Raw genomic sequence first — 17,748 nt, 5'->3', positions numbered from 1 at the left:
TTTTCACATCGTAAATGAGTAGTATTATTACTCATTTATTATCTTATCACAAATTAAGGCAAAAAAAATGATTAAATGCAAAAAATAGTTTACATTTTTTGCATTTAATCATTAAAATGGCCATTCTGTTAATAAAATACTTATTTACCAATAAGCATTTGTTAACTAATATATTTTTAAAACCGGCTCAGGAATTTGGCGATCTTCTTTTTGAACGACATTTTGGTGCGGGTATTATCGTCAGAATAATAACCATAGCCGTAGCCATAACCGTAGCCATAACCATAACCGTAACCATAACCGTAGCCATAGCTGCCTGATGATTGGATAGCATTCATAACAATACCCAGTTTAGGCAATTTACGTTCCTCGTACAACTGGTTAAGTATTTGTATCTGGTTCTTTTGGGTATAACCGTGCCTTACTATGTACAAGCTCAGGTCGGCCAGGCGGGCCAGGATAAGCGTATCTGTAACCAAACCTATCGGCGGTGAGTCAATAATCACCTCATCAAAGTTCTCTTTCAGGTACTCTATCAGTTCATCCATCGCTCTTTGCTCCAGCAACTCTGCCGGGTTTGGCGGTATAGGGCCTGAACTTATGATGTAAAGATTAGGGTGTACATCGCTTTGCTTAATGATCTCTTGTTTGGTTGCTTTACCTATCAGGTAATTGCTTATACCAAATGAGTTATCGATACCTAAGCTGCTTGATATTTTAGGTTTACGTAAATCGAGCTCGAGTACCACTGTTTTGCGGTTGGATATAGCAAACGCCGCACCAAGATTCAGCGCCACAAAGCTCTTTCCCTCGCCAGACATGCTGGAGGTAAACAACGTAACATGTGATTCCTGCTTGGCACCAAAAACAAACTGCAGGTTAGTACGGAATGCCCTGAACTGCTCGGCAATTGCTTTACGGCTTTTAGGCTTAACTACTATAGGCTCAAAACCATCACTGAACATGATCTGGCCTAATATAGGCGCTTTGGTTTTATCCATCACATCCTGCTGGCTGGCTATCTTGTTGTTAAGCTGATCCTTAATATAAACGTAACCGGTTGATACCACTAAACCCAATACCAGTGCAAGGGTATATACAATTTGCGCTTTAGGCTTTATTGGCGAATCATTAACATACGGCTCGTCAATAACGCGGCTGTCGGCAATGGTTGCAGCGTATGAAAGCGCCGCCTCTTCCCTTTTTTGCAACAGGTAGGTAACCAGGTTATCCTTAATTGTTTGCTGGCGCTGCAGGTCAATAAACTGGCGTTCCTGCTTAGGTATCTGGCGTATAGCACCTTCCATCTTGCTGTTTGTAGATGTAAGATCGCGCTTGGTGAGCAATAACGAGTTTTTCATTACCTGCACACTCTCACTTATCGCTCTTTTTGATGCTTCTATTTGCGATTGCAAAGGCTCAAGCAATGGGTTATTAGGGGTGCCATTTGCTAAAATACTGCTCTTTTTTGCCTCCAGGTCGGTAAGGGTTGATATCAGGCCTAACATAACCGGGTCATTCATACCCAGGGTAGTTGGTACCGAAGCTGATTGATCGGCATTGGCCACATATTTTTCAATACCCTCTATCACACTTAACTGTATGTTAACCTCGTTAAGTTTGGCATCAACGGTTTGCATGTTCTTCAACACCATATCCGCCTCAGATGATATATTGGTTAAACCGGCGCTGCTTTTAAATTGCTCAACGCGGCGCTCGGCAATGTTCAGTTCGCTTCCTAATGAGTCCAAACGGTCCTGTACAAATTTAAGCGTACTTTCGGTAACCAGGTTCTTATCCTCTATCGCGGCTTTGTTATACTCAAAAATCAATCGGTTAAGTATATCAGTACCTCTTTTAGGTATAACATCCTCCAGCGTTATTTGCAGTACTGTAACGTTTTTTGTAGGCAATGTTATAAGCAAACTACCTAAAAGCCGGTTAGCGATCAGGTATGGTTTGGCTATTTTGATCTTTATATCATGGCCTTTAAACGCGTTAACATCCTTGGTATTATCTATTTTCCAGGAGCCAAAAAACTTGTGATATATCTTTCCGAATTCGCCATTGAACTTTTCTCCGTCATTGTTTTGTACCACAAACTTGTTACCACCCAAATAAGTAAAGTGAAGTTCATACGACCGTGAGTTTGGGTTAAACTCTATAGCGAACATCTCGATAGGGCCATTCTTGTACAAAGGCCTTTCAATAATATCGTTGGTTGAGTAATATTCAATACCGAGGTTAAGGTTGGTTACAACCTTTTCCATCAGGGCTTTTGATTTGAGTATCTCGATCTCATTTTCAACCACTTTTCCGTTCGAAAAAAGGTCAATCTCACTAAGAGCCATTTGCGGTGTTGAACCGTTCTTTGAGTCATTCTTTATCAATACCGACGTTTGCATCTGGTATACCGGAGGTGTGTACCTCATATAAAAGAATGCGGCGCACATGGCAATTATGCCTGCTACCAGGTATAGTGGCCAGTGATAAAGGTACCTGAATAATATTTGCTTAAAATCAACCGATTCTTCGTCAGTATTTTGCACATTCTGAGCAGTTACTGTTCCGTCTTGCATAATTAGATGATGGTGGCTTAATTACTAAACCGGTAAATTAGTAATGAAATGGTAGTTAATATACTTACTATTAAAGTAGTGTTTTGATATAAGTTTTCGTTACGTTCCAAACGTTTGATATTTGGCTCAACGTAAATCACATCATTGTTATTCAAATAAAAATATGGCGATTCAAATACCTTTTTTGACCGGAGATCTAAACGTGCGAACTGCATCTGATCTCCGTTTTGGCGTATAACCAAAATATTTTCGCGGCGTGCGGTTACACGAAGGTCGCCGGCAAGGGCAATAGCTTCAAGCACGTTAACCCTTTCGTTGGTGATCTGAAAGGTTCCTGCCCTGGCAACTTCACCGGTAACCGATACCTTAAAGCTAAGCATACGTACAGTAACCGTTGGATTTTTAACATATTGGGCAGCTAACGCGGCAACTGTATCTTTAACCTGGGTTGTTGTTAACCCCTTAACTTTGATTTTACCAAGGGTTGGCAATTCAACCTCGCCTTTTTCATTAACCAGAAAACCTCCGTATTGTAAAGTATTGGCATTGTTGTTATTGTTGCCGCCCCCGCTCATACGAGATTCCGTCATGTTATCGCCAAAAAGCACACTGCTTTCTGAACTTAACGAAGTGATTTTGATACTCAGTACATCATTTGGCTGTACAATTTGTGGCCGGTATTGTTCAAGAGCGATTTTTACCTGGGTAGAATCCAGATCCTGAAAATACGGAACGCTCTTGTATGATACACATGAAGAGAAGCAGTAGCTAAGCAAAATAAACGCGAAGAGTACCCTGCAAGTACGAAAAATTTTATACATAGATTAAATGATCATGATACAATACTAACAATTTTTTTCAATAGCAAAAATCACCTCTTATAGGTATGCCATAGCTAAACTGCGGATATATATAAAAAGAGCTTGAAACCAAGCCCTTTTCTTAATTTAATTTATAAAAAACGAATAGTTAAATTACTCAATTCCATATATAGAACATGAATTATATATCGTTTAGTATTTTGGTTGTAATTTACTTACCTATTGTGTATACCTTGAAACCTATTTCAGTTAACGCGGCCGAATCAATTATGCTGCGACCATCAAATACAAAGGCCGGTTTTTTCATATTATCAAATATACGTTTCCAGTCATAAGCCTTAAACTCATCCCATTCTGTAAGTATGGCAATAGCGTGTGCATCTTTACAAGCCTCATATGGGTCAGTAAAGTTGGTAACCAATTGCCTATTTTTTTCGCCGCTGCGGCTTCCTAAATAATCAAGGTCAAAATAAACTTGCGACTCAGGCACTTTCGGATCATATACTGCTATTCCGGCTTCTTCATTTAATAAGGCATCAGCTACATAAATAGCCGCCGACTCACGGGTATCATTAGTATCCTTTTTAAAGGCCCATCCTAAAAACGCAATCTTTTTGCCTGATACGGTATTGTACAATGTTTTAACAATGTTGTTAGCAAAACGGCTTTTTTGATGATCGTTCATGATGATCACCTGCTCCCAGTAATCAGCCACCTCTTGCAAACCATATGAGCGGGCTATGTATACCAGGTTCAAAATATCCTTTTGAAAGCAAGAGCCGCCGAAACCTACTGATGCTTTCAGGAATTTAGGGCCGATACGGCTATCGGTACCAATTGAACGGGCAACTTCAGTTACATCGGCACCGGTGCGCTCACAAAGCTCAGACAGGGCATTGATTGATGACACACGCTGCGCAAGAAACGCGTTAGCGGTAAGTTTTGATAATTCAGACGACCAAAGGTTAGTAGTCAGGATACGTTCGCGTGGTACCCAGTTGGCATAAACTTCAACAAGTGAGTTCAGCGCGTCCTGCCCTTCAGGTGTGGTATCGCCACCTATCAGCACACGGTCAGGCGCGTGCAGATCCTCAACCGCGGTACCTTCTGCCAAAAACTCCGGGTTTGATAGTATCTGGTAATTTACACCGTTACCCGTGTTTTGTAATATATTTTTAACAGCCTCGGCAGTACGTACCGGAAGCGTTGATTTTTCAACCACAATTTTATCATCCTTGGCAACACGGGCTATCTGGCGTGCACATAGCTCTATATACTTCAGATCGGCAGCCATACCCTTGCCTGAACCATAAGTTTTGGTAGGTGTATTTACTGATATAAATATCATTTGGGCCTCATCAATGGCCTTATCCACTTCAGTTGAAAAAAACAGGTTACGGCCGCGTGCTTCAGCTACCACGGCAGATAGTCCTGGCTCATAAACAGGAATATTTTCTGTATCGGGGTCGTTCCAGGCAGCAATACGCGCTTCATTAAGATCGACAACGGTTACTTGAATATGAGGACACTTTTGCGCTATTACAGCCATAGTAGGCCCGCCAACGTATCCAGCACCAATACAGCAAATTTTAGTGATTTTCTTGTTCATATATAGATTGAAGTGATTTATAAAGCTTGAGGTATATTACCGTATAAAAAAATAATTATTATCAATTTATTACGCAATGTATAAAAGCACAGTTTTACCTCGCTAAGATAGATATTAAATTAAAATTTCTCACTAAAATAGAAAAAAATTCAAAATAAATTTATTTATACCCTCGTTTTATTATCAATATTGCAAACTATGATAATAGTAACAATAGTTACGAGGTATATACGCAATAGCGGCAGCTTTGTTTTAAAACGTGAATTTTTTTATTATTAAATTTAGATACCGAATAACTCACGGTTCCTGAATTCATAATTTTTCACCTCATCGTAAACGTCTTTCCAAAGGCGTGCATCCAGGAAACCCTGCAAGTGCTTATCATGATGAAAATCAGTACCGGCAAGTGAGTATACACCTTCTTTTAGTAGTTTTAACGCGGTATGCTTCACTTCGCGACCATAATATCCGGTTACTGAAAGGAGGTTAAGTTGCAGCAGGCAGCCCATATCCTTAAAACGCTTTATTTTTTCGGGCTTATGATGGTAAAAGTTATAGCGCTCGGGGTGAGCGAGTATGGGTTTATAGCCCTGTACATTAAGTTCAAACACGTAACTTTCAATATCAGGAGTTTCTGACAGGTATGACATTTCAATAAGCAAATGTTTACCCGGCAGTTCCATCAGTCCCTCCTCAGCATTCATCAGCGGGGCAAAGTCATTATCTACCATATATTCTGCTGCCGCGGATACACTTACACCCATTTTTTTTATTTCATCGGCTGCAAGCACTTTGTTAAGCGCGTCGGTTATACTATTGCGGTTATTAGGGTGTACTTCCATAAAAATATGGGGCGTACAAATAAACTTGTTAAAACCAAGCTGGTTTAAAGCGGTGAAGTAACTTATACTGGATTGCAGATCGGGTGATCCGTCATCAATTCCAGGCAATAAATGTGAATGAATATCTGTGCCCAACCAATCAAACCGCACATCAGGCAATGCCTTCTTCTTAAAAAAACTGAACATATTATAGCTTATAGAAACGTAAAAAACACTTCTTAGGTTTTTTATTGATACCCTAAAAATAACAAAGCCTTCCGTATTAACGGAAGGCTTTGAAAAATATTTATTTGTGAAGTTATTATGCTTCTACATCCTCGGTTTTTGAAGCCATCAGGCGATCAAATTCCTCCTGAGAACCTACGCGGATATTCTCGTATTCGCGTAAACCGGTACCTGAAGGAATCAGGTGACCTACGATAACGTTCTCTTTCAAACCAAGCATCTTATCACGTTTACCGGCGATAGCAGCTTCGTTCAGTACTTTGGTAGTTTCCTGGAACGATGCGGCCGAGATGAACGACTTGGTACCTAATGATGCCCTGGTGATACCTTGCAGTATCGGGCTTGAAGTTGCCGCGATGGCATCTCTCACCTCAACCAGTTTCAAGTCACGGCGTTTAAGGGCTGAATTTTCATCGCGCAGTTTACGCATTGAAATGATCTGGCCTGCTTTAAGCGTGGTTGAATCACCCGGCTCAATAACAACTTTCTTGTCGAATATGTCGTCATTCTCAAGCATGAAATCCCAACTGTCAACAGCTTCTTTTTCAAGGAAACGGGTATCACCTGCATCCTCGATAGATACTTTCTGCATCATTTGGTGAACGATAACCTCAAAGTGCTTATCGTTAATTTTCACACCCTGCAAACGGTAAACCTCTTGTATACCATTTACCAGGTACTCCTGCACTGCTGCAGGGCCTTTAATGGCAAGAATATCGGCAGGTGAGATAGAACCGTCAGACAGTGGCATACCGGCTTTTATAAAGTCATTATCCTGTACAAGGATGTGCTTTGAAAGTGGTACCAGGTATTTTTTAACCTGACCGTCTTTTGATTCAATGCTGATCTCGCGGTTACCACGTTTAACACCACCTAAAGTTACCACACCGTCAATTTCAGTAACAACGGCAGGGTTTGATGGGTTACGTGCTTCAAATAACTCGGTTACACGCGGTAAACCACCTGTAATATCTCGCGTTTTACCGGTTGAACGAGGTATTTTAGCAATAACCTGGCCTGTTTTAAGTTTATCACCTTCGTCAACAGCAATGTGCGCGCCTACCGGGATGTTGTATCCCTTAATGATCTCGCCTTTGTTGTCAGCCACCTGGATAACCGGGTTCTTGGTTTTATCCCTGGTGTCGATAATAACTTTTTCGCGGTGACCGGTTTGCTCGTCAGATTCCTCACGGAAGGTAATACCTTCTAATACCGCCTCAAACCTTGCAGTACCTGCAAACTCAGAGATGATAACCGCGTTGTACGGATCCCATGAACAGATACGGTCGCCTTTAGTGATCTTGCTGCCATCCTTAATATACAGGTATGAACCGTATGGGATGTTATTGGTCATGATCACTTTATTGCTGCCGGCCTCAATAATGCGGAACTCGCCTGAACGGCCTAATACCACATCAACCGGACCTTCTTCTGTTTCGTATTCAACAGTACGTACGTTCTCAAATTCAATGATACCATCAAACCTTGCGTTGATCTGTGATTCAGCCGCGATGTTTGACGCGGTACCACCCACGTGGAAGGTACGAAGTGTAAGCTGTGTACCCGGCTCACCGATTGACTGTGCCGCGATAACACCCACAGCCTCGCCTTTTTGCACGCGTTTACCGCTTGCAAGGTTACGGCCGTAGCAAAGGGCGCATACACCACGTTTGCTTTCGCAGGTTAATACCGAACGTATTTCGATACCCTCCAGCGGAGAGTTCTCTATCTTTTTAGCTATTTCTTCAGTAATGTCCTGTCCGGCTGATACCAATAACTCATTAGTAAGCGGATCAGTAACATCATGCAGAGAGGTACGGCCTAAAATACGGTCATACAATGGCTCAACAATATCCTCATTGTCTTTAAGCGCAGTGGTATAGATACCTCTTAAAGTACCGCAATCCACTTCACCAACAATCATATCCTGGGCAACGTCATGTAAACGACGGGTTAAGTAACCCGCATCCGCCGTTTTCAACGCCGTATCCGCCAAACCTTTACGGGCACCGTGGGTAGAGATAAAGTACTCCAGTACCGACAGGCCTTCTTTAAAGTTTGAAAGGATCGGGTTTTCGATGATCTCGCCACCTGAACCTGATTTTTGAGGCTTGGCCATCAAACCACGCATACCTGCAAGCTGACGGATCTGCTCTTTTGAACCACGTGCACCTGAATCAAGCATCATGTACACTGAGTTAAAGCCCTGATTATCGGTAGACAGGATGTTCATTACATTCGCCGTTAAGCGGTTGTTGATACGTGTCCAGATATCGATGATCTGGTTGTAACGCTCGTTGTTGGTAATGAAACCCATGTTATAGTTACCCATAACTTCTTCCACTTCTTTTGAAGCTTGTTCAATCAGCGTAACTTTTTCTTCCGGAATGTTGATATCCTTCAGGTTAAATGATAAACCACCCTGGAATGCCATTTTAAAACCTAACTCCTTAATATCATCAAGGAATTGGGCCGCACGTGCCATACCGGTGTTTTTAACTACGTCACCAATAATATCACGCAGTGATTTTTTGGTAAGCAGCTCATTGATGTAACCTACCTCTTCAGGTACGTGCTGGTTAAACAGTACGCGGCCTACAGTGGTATCAATCAGTTTATTCACGATGCTGCCATCGCGCTCTTTAACGTTAGCTTTAACTTTTATAAAGGCGTGCAGGTCAAGTTTCTTCTCGTTATAAGCGATAATTACCTCTTCGGCAGAGTAGAATGATAAGCCCTGGCCTTTTACCACGCGTGTTTCGTCAGTTTTACGGCCTTTGGTTATGTAGTACAAACCAAGCACCATGTCCTGAGATGGTACGGTGATAGGCGTACCGTTTGCAGGGTTCAGGATGTTGTGTGATGCAAGCATCAAAACCTGAGCCTCCAAAATGGCCGCGTTACCCAGCGGTACGTGAACCGCCATCTGGTCACCGTCAAAGTCGGCGTTGAACGCGGTACAGGTTAACGGGTGTAACTGGATAGCTTTACCCTCAACCAAACGCGGCTGGAACGCCTGTATACCCAGCCTGTGCAGCGTAGGCGCACGGTTTAGTAATACAGGGTGACCTTTAAGTACATTCTCTAATATATCCCAAACAAGTGGGTCTTTACGGTCAACTATCTTTTTGGCTGATTTTACTGTTTTAACCACACCACGCTCAATCATCTTGCGAATGATGAATGGTTTAAACAGCTCGGCTGCCATATCTTTTGGCAAACCGCACTCGTGTAATTTAAGGTTTGGCCCTACAACAATTACCGAACGGGCAGAGTAATCCACACGTTTACCCAATAAGTTTTGACGGAAACGGCCTTGTTTACCTTTCAGGATGTCTGAAAGTGATTTAAGGGCACGGTTACCTTCAGTTTTTACCGCGTTAACTTTACGTGAGTTATCGAATAACGAATCTACAGCTTCCTGCAACATACGTTTTTCGTTACGTAAAATTACTTCCGGCGCTTTGATCTCGATCAAACGTTTTAAACGGTTGTTACGGATAATTACACGGCGGTAAAGGTCATTCAAGTCAGACGTAGCGAAACGGCCACCTTCCAACGGCACCAACGGGCGCAGTTCAGGCGGGATAACCGGAACGATCTTAACGATCATCCACTCAGGGTTATTCTCGATACGGCTTTTAGCATCACGGAAAGCCTCAACAACCTGTAAGCGTTTTAATGCCTCGTTTTTACGTTGTTGTGAAGTTTCATTAGCTGCCTGGTGGCGCAGGTTGTATGAAAGTGAATCCAGGTCAAGGCGTTTCAGTAATTCTTCAAGCGCCTCGGCACCCATCTTGGCCACAAATTTCTGTGGATCTTTATCGTCAAGATACTGGTTCTCTTTTGGTAAAGTATCTAATACGTCAAGGTATTCTTCTTCAGTAAGGAAATCCATTTTCTGGATGCCGTCACCTTCTTTAATACCCGGTTGTATAACTACATATCTTTCGTAGTAAATAATAAGGTCGAGCTTTTTGGTTGGTAAACCTAAAAGGTAACCTATTTTGTTTGGTAATGAACGGAAGTACCAGATGTGCGCTACCGGAACCACCAGGTTAATGTGGCCCATACGCTCACGGCGTACTTTCTTTTCAGTTACTTCAACACCGCAGCGATCGCACACGATGCCTTTGTAACGAATACGTTTGTATTTACCGCAATGGCACTCATAATCTTTAACCGGACCGAAGATACGTTCGCAAAACAAACCATCACGCTCAGGCTTGTAGGTCCTGTAGTTGATGGTTTCCGGCTTCAAAACTTCACCGCTTGAACGCTCAAGTATAGACTCCGGAGAGGCCAGACTGATCGTGATGCTGGTGAAATTACTTTTGATTTTATTATCCTTTTTGTAAGACATAGCTCTTTTTTTAAAGGTCAAAGGTGAAAGGTAAAAGCTGAAAGGTTATTACACCGCTTCTTCTATATTCCTTTTCCTTTTTAGCTTAATGTTATTTAAAGGGTGAAAGGTTAAAAAAAACTTTAACCTTTCACCTTTATCCTTCTACCTTATTCCAGCGTGATATCTAAACCTAAGCCGCGAAGCTCATGAACCAGTACGTTGAATGATTCAGGAACTGATGGTGTAGGCAGGTTTTCACCTTTAACAATGGCTTCGTAAGTTTTGGCACGGCCGATAACATCATCCGATTTAACGGTAAGTATCTCCTGCAGGATGTTGGCTGCACCGAATGCTTCAAGTGCCCAAACCTCCATCTCACCAAAACGCTGACCACCAAATTGTGCCTTACCGCCCAATGGCTGTTGTGTAATAAGCGAGTACGGACCGATTGAACGGGCGTGCATCTTATCATCAACCATGTGGCCCAGTTTAAGCATGTATATTATACCTACTGTGGTTGGCTGGTCAAAACGGTCGCCTGTTAAGCCATTGTACAAATAGGTCTGCCCTGATTCAGGCACGCCTGCTTTCGCGATCCATTCTTCTACCTCATCATGGGTTGCACCATCAAATATCGGGGTAGCGAATTTTACGCCAAGCTCTTTACCTGCCCAACCTAAAACAGTTTCATATATCTGCCCAAGGTTCATACGCGAAGGTACACCCAGTGGGTTCAATACAATGTCAACCGGTGTTCCATCTTCCAGGAACGGCATATCCTCATCACGTACAATACGTGCAACAATACCTTTGTTACCGTGGCGGCCTGCCATTTTATCACCTACTTTAAGCTTACGCTTTTTAGCGATGTAAACTTTGGCCATTTGCACAATACCTGATGGCAGTTCGTCACCAACACTGATCGCGAACTTATCACGACGGTAAGCACCCAGTTCCTCATTTATCTTGATGTTGTAGTTATGAAGCAGGATCTTGATCTGCTCATTCTTGTCATCATCAGTTGTCCACTTGGTTGGGTTAATGTTATCGTAGTTAAGCTCGGTAAGTATCTTTTGCGTAAACTTAACGCCTTTAGGCACAAAAAGCTCTTTGTAAACGTTGAATACACCTTGTGAGGTTTTACCGTTAACTATTTCAAACAGTTTCTCGATCAAAGTATTTTTCAGTTCTTTTAAAGCCCTGTCATGCTTGGTATCCAGTTTCTCTAACTGTGCTTTTTCTTCAGCTTTTGAAGTCTTTTTAGCACGAGAGAACAACTTGGTATCAATTACCACACCGCTGATAGACGGCGGAGTTTTTAATGAAGCATCTTTAACGTCACCGGCTTTATCACCAAATATGGCGCGTAACAGTTTCTCTTCCGGAGAAGGATCTGATTCGCCTTTAGGCGTGATCTTACCGATCAGGATGTCGCCTTCCTTAACCTCGGCACCAACACGGATAATACCGTCTTCGTCAAGGTCTTTGGTAGCTTCTTCTGATACGTTAGGAATATCAGCGGTTAACTCCTCCTCGCCACGTTTAGTGTCACGAACTTCAAGCTCGAACTCCTCAACGTGTAATGAAGTGAATATATCCTGAGATACCACACGCTCTGAGATCACGATAGCATCCTCAAAGTTATAACCTTGCCAAGGCATGAATGCTACTTTAAGGTTACGGCCTAATGCCAGCTCACCATCCTGTGTAGCGTAACCCTCGCAAAGCACCTGGCCTTTTTCAACCCGCTCGCCTTTTTTAACGATAGGTTTAAGGTTCATGGTAGTACTTTGGTTGGTTTTCTTGAATTTGGTCAGCCTGTATGATTTTGAATCACCATCGAATGATACCAAACGGTCAAGCTCGTTACGGTCATATTTAATACGGATCTCGTTAGCGTCAACATACTCAACCACACCATTGCCTTCGGCATTGATCAGGGTACGAGAGTCTTTTGCTACACGGCCTTCCAAACCGGTACCTACAATTGGCGCCTCAGGGCGTAAAAGCGGTACGGCCTGGCGTTGCATGTTCGATCCCATCAATGCACGGTTAGCATCATCATGCTCCAGGAATGGGATCAATGACGCCGCGATAGATGTGATCTGGTTTGGTGCAACGTCCATATAATCCAGCCTTTCAGGCTCAATTACCGGGAAGTCACCCTCAAAACGTGCCTTAACACGTGGGGTATCAAAATTACCTTTATCATCGTACATGGCATTTGCCTGCGCGATGGTTTTGCCATCCTCATCCTCTGCCGACAGGTATACCACAGGCTCATCAACCGCTACCTTACCATCAACAACGCGTTTGTAAGGTGTTTCGATAAAGCCCAGGTTGTTGATCTTGGCGTGTACGCAAAGAGATGAGATCAGACCGATGTTCGGACCTTCAGGAGTTTCGATAGTACACAAACGACCGTAGTGGGTGTAGTGAACGTCACGAACCTCGAAACCTGCACGCTCACGTGACAGACCACCGGGACCTAAAGCTGAAAGACGACGCTTGTGCGTAATCTCCGCCAATGGGTTGGTTTGGTCCATAAACTGTGATAGCTGGTTGGTACCAAAGAATGAATTGATCACTGACGATAGTGTACGCGCGTTAATCAGGTCAGTTGGTGTGAACACCTCGTTATCACGAATGTTCATACGCTCACGTATGGTACGGGCCATACGTGCTAAACCTACGCCAAACTGAGCATAAAGCTGCTCACCTACGGTACGTACACGACGGTTTGACAAGTGATCGATATCATCCACCTCTGCTTTTGAGTTGATCAGTTTGATCAGGTATTTAACAATGGCGATGATATCCTGCTTGGTTAACACCTTGATCTCGTCAGAAGTATCTAACTTAAGCTTACGGTTGATGCGGTAACGACCAACATCACCCAAATCATATCTTTTATCAGAGAAGAACAAACGATCGATGATACCACGGGCGGTTTCCTCATCAGGTGGTTCAGCGTTACGTAACTGGCGGTAGATGTGCTCAACCGCTTCTTTCTCCGAGTTTGAAGTATCTTTTTGTAGCGTATTATATATAATGGTATAATCACCACTGGTTGAAGCATCTTCCTTGTTCAGGATGATGGTTTTTACACCAGCGTCAATTATCATATCAATATGATCGTCTTCCAGTATGGTTTCACGCTCAAGGATGATCTCATTACGGTCGATAGACACTACCTCACCGGTATCTTCGTCAACAAAGTCTTCAACCCATTTTTTAAGTACCCTTGCGGCAAGCTTACGGCCGATATATTTTTTCAGACCTGATTTGCTTACCTTAACCTCGTCAGCCAGTTCAAACAGCTCAAGGATGTCCTTGTCTGAATCATAACCGATGGCACGAAGCAGCGTGGTAACCGGGAATTTCTTTTTACGGTCAATGTAAGCATACATAACGTTGTTAACGTCAGTAGCAAACTCGATCCATGATCCCTTGAACGGAATTACACGGGCTGAGTAAAGTTTGGTACCATTAGTGTGGCGGCTTTGGCCGAAGAACACACCTGGTGAACGGTGCAATTGCGATACGATAACGCGCTCGGCACCATTTATAACAAAAGTACCTTTAGGTGTCATGTACGGGATGGTACCCAGGTACACGTCCTGTACTATTGTTTCAAAATCTTCATGCTCCTCGTCATTACATGATAACTTAAGCTTAGCCTTTAATGGCACGCTGTAAGTTAATCCGCGCTCAATACACTCTTGTATATCGTAACGTGGCGGATCAATAAAATAATCAAGAAACTCAAGAACGAAGATGTTTCTTGAATCTGAGATAGGAAAGTTTTCGGCAAATACTTTGAACAACCCTTCTTTATAACGGTTGTCTGAAGTTGTTTCCAATTGAAAAAATTCCCGGAAAGATTGTAACTGAACATCCAGGAAGTCCGGGTATTCCAATACCTTACGGCTGGTTGCAAAGTTTACTCTTTGATTTTTTGTGTTTGCCAAGGGATTAAAATTTAGTTTAATTATACTATCAGATATGTATTACCTGTACTAAAATTTGAGTGTTGCCTGTGCGGCCATATCTGATCTCTCAAATCTAAAACCTGTATAAACAGCAATAGACCCCGACCTAAAACGGTCGGAGTCTGATGCTATTGTGTGTTGGGTTAAATTATTTAACCTCAACTACCGCTCCGGCTTCTTCTAATTGTTTTTTAAGAGCTTCAGCTTCTTCTTTAGATACACCAGCTTTTAATTCTTTTGGTGCACCGTCAACAAGATCTTTTGCTTCTTTCAAACCAAGACCGGTTAAGTCTTTAACTAATTTCACTACAGCTAATTTTTGACCACCAGCTTCTTTCAGGATAACGTCGAAAGCTGTTTTCTCAGCAGCAGCCGGAGCAGCGTCATCGCCACCAGCAGCAGGAGCAGCAACAGCAACAGCTGCAGCAGCAGGCTCAATGCCGTACTCGTCTTTTAAAATCTGAGCTAATTCGTTTACTTCTTTTACTGTTAAGTTTACCAACTGTTCAGCAAACGCTTTTAAATCTGCCATTTTATTTAAATTTTTACTTTAATACTTTGTGTGTTGTTAATTGCGAACTTTAATGAGGTGTTCGTTAACCTTCTCTCTCTTGTAATGTTTTTACAATACCTGCCAGTTTGTTTCCGCCTGATTGAAGCGCTGAAACAACGTTCTTTGCTGGTGATTGCAGTAATCCGATGATCTCGCCGATCAACTCTTCTTTTGACTTTAGTTTGGTCAAAGTATCAAGTTGGTTATCGCCAATAAATACAGCCGAATCAATGTATGCCGCTTTTAATACCGGTTTGTCACCTTTTCTTCTCAGCTTTTTGATCAACTTGGCCGGAGCGGTTGCTGATTTAGAGAAAAGTATAGATGATGAACCTTTTAATACGTCATATATCGGATCGAAATCGCCGCCTGCAGCTTCCATAGCTTTTTTGATCAAGCTGTTTTTTGCTACCTGTATTTTGATGTCATTTTCAAAACACTGACGACGGATATCATTGATTTTTGCAACCGTTAAATCAGCAGTATCAGTAATATAAAAGTTACCGTACTCTTTGATTTGCTCAGTAAGGGCAAGAACAAGTTCGTATTTTTCTTCTTTATTCATGATTAGATCCCCGCTACTGTTTTGGTTTCAATTTCAATTCCTGGCGACATAGTTGCAGAGAGGTGGATACTCTTGAAATATGTTCCTTTTGCTGCTGATGGTTTTAATTTTGAGATGGTCTGTAAAATTTCCAGCGCGTTCTCATAAATTTTTTCAGCAGGGAAAGATGACTTTCCTATTGAGGCATGGATGATACCGGTTTTATCAACCTTAAAGTCGATCTTACCAGCCTTAACCTCAGTTACAGCTTTACCGATATCGGTAGTTACTGTGCCTGATTTAGGGTTAGGCATAAGGTTACGCGGGCCTAATATACGACCTAAACGACCTACCTTAGCCATAACACTTGGCATAGTGATGATAATATCAACATCAGTCCATCCGCCTTCAATTTTGGCAATATAATCATCCAAACCTACGTAATCTGCACCTGCGTCCTTTGCTTCCTGCTCTTTATCAGGAGTACAAAGTACCAGTACACGTACAGTTTTACCGGTTCCATGAGGTAGTGTTGCAATACCACGCACCATTTGATTGGCTTTACGCGGGTCAACACCTAAACGTACATCTATATCTACTGAAGCGTCAAACTTTGTTAAGGAAATTTCCTTCACCAAAGCTGATGCATCCTGTAATGAGTATGCTTTATTGGCCTCAATTTTGGATAGTGCCGCTTTTTGATTTTTTGTTAATCTTGCCACTGTCTTAAACTGATTTTATAAATTAATTGTTCCAGGGAGCCGTACCTGATACGTTGATCCCCATGCTGCGCGCAGTACCTGCTACCATTTTCATGGCCGATTCAACTGTGAACGCGTTTAAGTCAGTCATTTTATCTTTAGCGATGGTTTCAACCTGATCCCAGCTTACAGTTGCAACTTTTTTACGGTTGGGTTCTGCTGAGCCGCTTTTCAAACCTGATACCTCAAGCAACTGGATAGCTACAGGAGGGGTTTTGATGATAAAATCAAATGACTTGTCTACGTAAACAGTAATAACCACAGGTAACACTTTACCAGGTTTATCCTGGGTACGTGCATTAAACTGCTTGCAAAACTCCATAATGTTCACACCTTTTGCACCCAATGCAGGGCCAATCGGAGGAGATGGATTTGCAGCGCCGCCTTTAACTTGTAGTTTTACTAACGCACCGACTTCTTTTGCCATTTTAAATTTACTTTAATAATTACTCAATGTTAGTAAGTGGAAGCTATGTAACATTTTGTTTGTGAGTGGTGATTTATAAATAGTGAGTTGTTAAACCTTCTACCTCTAATCCATTCACTCAACTTCTTTTTATATATTAAGTTAGCGGTAAAGGTAAACAGCTATTCACTGCTCACTAATTACCGCTTACTAAATTATTCTTTTTCTACCTGCATGTAATTCAACTCAAGCGGCGTACGGCGCCCGAATATCTTTACCATTACCTTCAGCTTCTTTTTCTCTTCGTTCACCTCTTCAATTACACCGCTGAAACCGTTGAAAGGTCCATCCATTACCTTTACATTCTCGCCCACATAGTATGGTACGTTAATGGTTTCGGTTTGGGCGGTCATTTCGTCAACCTTACCTAAAATACGGTTAACTTCTGATTGGCGTAACGGGATAGCGTTTCCGGCTTTATCACCTAAAAAACCTATTACGCTGTTTATGTTTTTTATGATGTGCTCAAGCTCACCATCCAGAGCGGCTTCCATTAAAACGTAGCCCGGAAAGTAGTTGCGCTCTTTGGCGATCTTTTTACCATCGCGCATCTGGTAATACTTTTCAGTAGGTATAAGCACCTGAGGTATCAGGTTTGATATACCTAAGCGGCTAACCTCGGCATCAATATATTGCTTTACCTTTTTTTCTTTACCACTGATGGCCCTAACTACGTACCATTTTAACTGATCACTCATCCTATTCAAATATTAAGCCAGTGAACTATAGAATTGTTTAAGGATGTAACCAATCAATTGGTCCATACCAAAAATAACCGCAGCAATGATGATCGCTGCTACCAACACTAAAATAGCGCTGTTAAGCAGTTCTCTCCAGGTTGGCCAGGTTACCTTTTCGGTCAACTCTATGTACGACTCTTTTATATACTCAGTTACGTTAGCCATTTTAATGTTTGCTCTCTCTGTATAAGCACGGGAACAAGGATTCGAACCCTGATCAAAGGTTTTGGAGACCTCTATTCTACCGTTGAACTATTCCCGTGTGATTAGT

At 42.2% G+C, this 17,748-nt stretch carries 12 protein-coding genes and 1 tRNA gene; all 13 read right to left on the bottom strand.

The annotated features are described in order from the left end of the window. Window positions 1–176 precede the first annotated feature (176 nt). The 13 genes from LJ707_RS11650 to LJ707_RS11590 all read right to left on the bottom strand — a co-directional run bounded on the left by LJ707_RS11650 (window position 177) and on the right by LJ707_RS11590 (window position 17,739). The gene (locus LJ707_RS11650) at window positions 177–2,579 is read right to left on the bottom strand and encodes a tyrosine-protein kinase (RefSeq protein WP_228951103.1); all 2,403 of its coding nucleotides are present in this window, start codon (window positions 2,577–2,579) and stop codon (window positions 177–179) included. A 17-nt stretch (window positions 2,580–2,596) separates the two neighbouring features. Beyond that, on the bottom strand, window positions 2,597–3,400 hold the full coding sequence (locus LJ707_RS11645; RefSeq protein ID WP_228951098.1) for a polysaccharide biosynthesis/export family protein: 804 nt from the start codon (window positions 3,398–3,400) through the stop codon (window positions 2,597–2,599). 211 nt (window positions 3,401–3,611) lie between these two features. Next, window positions 3,612–5,009, bottom strand: coding sequence for a UDP-glucose 6-dehydrogenase (locus tag LJ707_RS11640; protein ID WP_228951096.1), 1,398 nt, complete (start codon window positions 5,007–5,009; stop codon window positions 3,612–3,614). 281 nt (window positions 5,010–5,290) lie between these two features. Beyond that, a complete protein-coding gene (locus LJ707_RS11635) occupies window positions 5,291–6,037 on the bottom strand; it encodes a tyrosine-protein phosphatase (RefSeq protein WP_228951094.1) in 747 nt (248 codons plus the stop codon). 115 nt (window positions 6,038–6,152) lie between these two features. Next, the gene (gene rpoC, locus LJ707_RS11630; protein ID WP_228951092.1) at window positions 6,153–10,439 is read right to left on the bottom strand and encodes a DNA-directed RNA polymerase subunit beta'; all 4,287 of its coding nucleotides are present in this window, start codon (window positions 10,437–10,439) and stop codon (window positions 6,153–6,155) included. Window positions 10,440–10,588: 149 nt separating this feature from the next. After that, a complete protein-coding gene (gene rpoB / locus LJ707_RS11625; protein WP_228951090.1) occupies window positions 10,589–14,392 on the bottom strand; it encodes a DNA-directed RNA polymerase subunit beta in 3,804 nt (1,267 codons plus the stop codon). A gap of 169 nt (window positions 14,393–14,561) precedes the next feature. Further along, window positions 14,562–14,945 carry a 50S ribosomal protein L7/L12 gene (gene rplL, locus LJ707_RS11620; protein WP_228951088.1) on the bottom strand — a complete coding sequence of 128 codons (384 nt, stop codon included), beginning with the start codon at window positions 14,943–14,945 and terminating at the stop codon, window positions 14,562–14,564. A gap of 64 nt (window positions 14,946–15,009) precedes the next feature. Continuing rightward, the gene (gene rplJ, locus LJ707_RS11615; RefSeq protein ID WP_228951086.1) at window positions 15,010–15,531 is read right to left on the bottom strand and encodes a 50S ribosomal protein L10; all 522 of its coding nucleotides are present in this window, start codon (window positions 15,529–15,531) and stop codon (window positions 15,010–15,012) included. Window positions 15,532–15,533: 2 nt separating this feature from the next. Beyond that, window positions 15,534–16,232 carry a 50S ribosomal protein L1 gene (gene rplA / locus LJ707_RS11610; RefSeq protein WP_194102314.1) on the bottom strand — a complete coding sequence of 233 codons (699 nt, stop codon included), beginning with the start codon at window positions 16,230–16,232 and terminating at the stop codon, window positions 15,534–15,536. Window positions 16,233–16,254: 22 nt separating this feature from the next. Then, complete coding sequence (gene rplK, locus LJ707_RS11605) at window positions 16,255–16,698, bottom strand: 50S ribosomal protein L11 (protein ID WP_194102315.1); 444 nt, start codon at window positions 16,696–16,698, stop codon at window positions 16,255–16,257. Window positions 16,699–16,892: 194 nt separating this feature from the next. Beyond that, window positions 16,893–17,435: a transcription termination/antitermination protein NusG gene (gene nusG / locus LJ707_RS11600; protein WP_194102316.1), complete on the bottom strand. Its 543-nt coding sequence runs from the start codon at window positions 17,433–17,435 to the stop codon at window positions 16,893–16,895. A 12-nt stretch (window positions 17,436–17,447) separates the two neighbouring features. Then, window positions 17,448–17,642 (bottom strand): preprotein translocase subunit SecE, encoded by a 195-nt coding sequence (gene secE, locus LJ707_RS11595; RefSeq protein WP_228951084.1) that lies wholly within the window; start codon window positions 17,640–17,642, stop codon window positions 17,448–17,450. A gap of 26 nt (window positions 17,643–17,668) precedes the next feature. Continuing rightward, window positions 17,669–17,739 (bottom strand) — tRNA-Trp (locus tag LJ707_RS11590). Window positions 17,740–17,748: the final 9 nt, after the last annotated feature.

Source organism: Mucilaginibacter sp. UR6-1 (genome assembly GCF_020880975.1).
Classification (GTDB): domain Bacteria; phylum Bacteroidota; class Bacteroidia; order Sphingobacteriales; family Sphingobacteriaceae; genus Mucilaginibacter.
The sequence above is the reverse complement of the archived record's forward strand: the minus strand, read 5'-3'. Positions and strand labels throughout refer to the sequence as shown.